Here is a 3088-nt window from a genome sequence, read left to right on the forward strand (position 1 = left end):
CCCGATTTTGCGTGCGCGTCATTCGTGGTGCATACTTGAACACGTTGCGACGCGGCCCCATCGTATAGCGGCCTAGTACGCCGCCCTCTCACGGCGGTAACGCGGGTTCGAATCCCGCTGGGGTCACCAACACGAGAAAGAGCCTCGACCGGATGGTCGGGGCTCTTTCTCGTTGCCGTCGGGATGCCGGGGCCGAGCCGCCGCGACGCGCGCGGCGCCGGGCGGGGTCGGTGCGCCCCGCCGAGCGACGCCATCGGGCGGCCGAGTCGGCCGCGCGGGCCCGCCCAGCGGTACCACCGCGCCGCCGCGCTCAGCCCTCGCGCGCGGCACGCCGACGGCGCAGGTACCGCCGGACGGCCCAGACGAGCGCGGCCACCACGCCGGCCACGACGATCCACGGCAGCAGGAAGCCGAGTCCGAACACAACGCCGTTCAGGGTCGCCACGAGCCCGTTCCACCCCGCCGACAGGCCGTCGCCGAAGCCCGCGGGATCCGCGGTGACGGACGCGGACCGCTCGGTGAACTGCACGCTCAGCGACGACAGGGCCACCTGCGACTCGATGCTCTGCAGCACTTGACGGTCGCTGTCCAGCTGCGCCTGACGGTCGGCGAGCGCCGACTCGGCCGTCACCAGGTCCGAGACGGATGCCGCCTGCGCCAGCAGTTGCGTCAGCCGGGCGACCGAGGCCTCACCGGCGGCCACGCGCGCCCGCAGGTCGACGGTCTGCTCGGTCACGTCGGAGCGGGTGACGCTCGTGGCCGTGACGTCGCCGATCTCGCCGAGGCCCTCCATGACCTGCGTGAGCGCCTCGGCGGGCACCCGGACCGTGACGAAACCCGAGCCGATCGCGGGAGCCGACGCGCCGTCGATCGGCATGACGACCGGGCCGCCGCCGATCTGAGACGACTCGACGTAGCCCCCCGCCGCGGTGGCCGCCGCGCTCACCGCGTCGATCGCGGCGCGGACGTCGTCCACCTCGACCGTGCTGGACCCGGTGGCCACGACGTCGCGCCCGGCGGTGGCGCTGGAGCCCGCGGTGCCGGATGCCGCCCCGGCCGCGGACCGCGAATCCGCCGCCCCCTCGGGGGCGATCGCCGCGTCGCCGGCGGACGGATCCGTCAGACCGCCGGCCTCGGTCGAGGTGCTCGACGCACTCGTGCCCGTGGCCGTGGTGAGCCACGGTCCCACGACACCGGCGACGAGCACCACCGCCGCGGTGGCGGCGACCCCGCCCCAGATGCCGCGGCGGCGGCGACGGGACCGCTCGCGCTCGTCGGCGATGCGCCCGAAGACGGCGGTCTCGATGGCATCCACCCGGTCGTGGGGGAGCGGGGGAAGGGTGGGGGTGGTCATGGGGTCTCCGTCTCCATCGCGGTGGCGCGCATCCGGGAGCGGATGCGGGAGAGGCGGTTGCGCACCGTGCCGTGCGACACGCCCAGCGAGGCGGCGGCGGCCTCGTAGCCGTATCCCTCCGCCGCGCACAGCCGGAAGATCTCGCGATCCAGGTCGCTCAGCCGCTCGACCGCGGCGAGGATCGCCGCCACCGTCTGCGCCTGCACCACCTGCGCCTCCACGTCGACGACCGCGGGGATCTGATCGTCGAGGGCGGCGTGCGAGCCGTGCCGCCGCCGCGCGCGCAGGCGGTTCTGCGCCTGCAGTCGGCACACGGTGGCGAGCCACGGCAGCAGCGAATCGCCCTCGAGCCGGAGCGACGCGATCTTGCGCCAGGCCACGACGAAGGTCTCCTGCGTGACGTCCTCGGCGTCGGCGGCGTCGCCCACCAGTCCGAACGCCACCCAGTACACCGGGCGGACGTAGGCGCGGTACAGCGTGCGGAACGCGGCCTCGGACCCACCGGCGGCGCGCGCGACCAGCGCCCTGTCGTCGATCACGTCGTCGATCATCGGCATCCGTTCGGTGTGGGGCGAAGCCCTGCGAGCACTCTCTCACTGAGAAGTGTCCGGCGGGGGCGGATCGTCTCACGAAAGCCGCGCAATGAGCACTACGCGCACAAACCCGTGCCCGCCGCGGGCGGGCGGATAAACTCGAGCGTTTCCCCGACGAAAGGCCCCGCGATGGAGCTGCAGCTCGACCCGCTCTTCCAGACCATCACGCTGGTGGTGCTCGTCGTGATCCTGATCGCCGATCTGCTGATCATCCTCAAGCGGCCGCACATCCCCGCCCCCAAGGAGTCGACGCTGTGGGTGGTGTTCTACGTCACGCTCGCGCTGATCTTCGCGGGGGTGCTGTGGATCGTGGCCGGGGGAGAGGTGGCGGGGCAGTTCGTCGCCGGCTGGCTGACCGAATACAGCCTGTCGATAGACAACCTCTTCGTCTTCGTGCTGATCATGGGACAGTTCGCCGTGCCGCGCCGCTACCAGCAGGAGGTGCTGATGGTGGGCATCATCATCGCGCTCGTCCTGCGCGGCGCGTTCATCCTGGTCGGGGCGACCATCATCGAGAACTTCAGCCCGATCTTCTACCTGTTCGGTCTGTTCCTCATCTACACCGCGATCCGCCAGGCGTTCCCCGGCGACGATGACGACGACGCGCAGAAAGAGAACCTCATCGTGCGCACGCTCCGTCGCGTGCTGCCCATGAGCGACTCTTACGACGGCAAGAAGGTCATCACGCGGGTGAACGGCAAGAAGCTGTTCACGCCCATGATCATCGTCTTCGTGGCGATCGGTGTGACCGACCTGCTGTTCGCGATCGACTCGATCCCCGCGATCTTCGGCATCACGCAGAGCCCGTTCATCGTCTTCACGGCCAACCTGTTCGCGCTGATGGGCCTGCGCCAGCTGTACTTCCTGCTCGGCGACCTGCTGGACCGCCTCAAGTACCTGCACTTCGGGATCGCGTTCATCCTCGCTTTCATCGGCGTCAAGCTCATCTTGCACGCGATGCACGTCAACGAGCTGCCGTTCATCAACGGCGGCGAGCCCATCGAGTGCAGGATGAGCTTCACGCCGATGAAGGCGAGGATGAAGGCGATCCCGAAGTGCAGGTACTTGAGGCGGTCCAGCAGGTCGCCGAGCAGGAAGTACAGCTGGCGCAGGCCCATCAGCGCGAACAGGTTAGCCGTGA

Annotated in this window: 2 protein-coding genes, 1 tRNA gene and 2 pseudogenes; 2 read left to right on the plus strand and 3 right to left on the minus strand. The window is 70.2% G+C overall.

Annotated features, from left to right (window positions below):
- Positions 1–53 precede the first annotated feature (53 nt).
- A tRNA-Glu gene (locus QZ433_RS13795) sits at positions 54–129 on the plus strand.
- A gap of 181 nt (positions 130–310) precedes the next feature.
- Here QZ433_RS13795 and QZ433_RS13800 read toward each other — a convergent pair.
- On the minus strand, positions 311–1354 hold the full coding sequence (locus QZ433_RS13800) for a DUF4349 domain-containing protein (RefSeq protein WP_295784544.1): 1044 nt from the start codon (positions 1352–1354) through the stop codon (positions 311–313).
- Positions 1351–1905, minus strand: a complete 555-nt coding sequence (locus tag QZ433_RS13805; RefSeq protein WP_295784546.1) for a sigma-70 family RNA polymerase sigma factor — start codon at positions 1903–1905, stop codon at positions 1351–1353. The genes QZ433_RS13800 and QZ433_RS13805 overlap by 4 nt, the downstream gene beginning before the upstream one ends.
- Before the next feature lie 171 nt (positions 1906–2076).
- Between QZ433_RS13805 and QZ433_RS13810 the strand changes: the two are divergent.
- Positions 2077–2952 (plus strand): annotated as a pseudogene (locus QZ433_RS13810) (TerC family protein); the annotation flags it as partial.
- A gap of 59 nt (positions 2953–3011) precedes the next feature.
- Here the strand turns inward: QZ433_RS13810 and QZ433_RS13815 are convergent.
- Positions 3012–3065: pseudogene (locus QZ433_RS13815) on the minus strand (hypothetical protein); the annotation flags it as partial.
- Between the last annotated feature and the right edge of the window lie 23 nt (positions 3066–3088).

Origin of the sequence: uncultured Microbacterium sp. (assembly GCF_913776565.1) — a bacterium.
Classification (GTDB): Bacteria; Actinomycetota; Actinomycetes; order Actinomycetales; family Microbacteriaceae; genus Microbacterium.

What these genes read in the sequence shown, in the direction of transcription:
- QZ433_RS13800 (WP_295784544.1), bottom strand. Translation starts at nt 1,354, where the DNA reads ATGACCACCCCCACCCTTCCCCCGCTCCCCCACGACCGGGTGGATGCC.
- QZ433_RS13805 (WP_295784546.1), bottom strand. Translation starts at nt 1,905, where the DNA reads ATGATCGACGACGTGATCGACGACAGGGCGCTGGTCGCGCGCGCCGCC.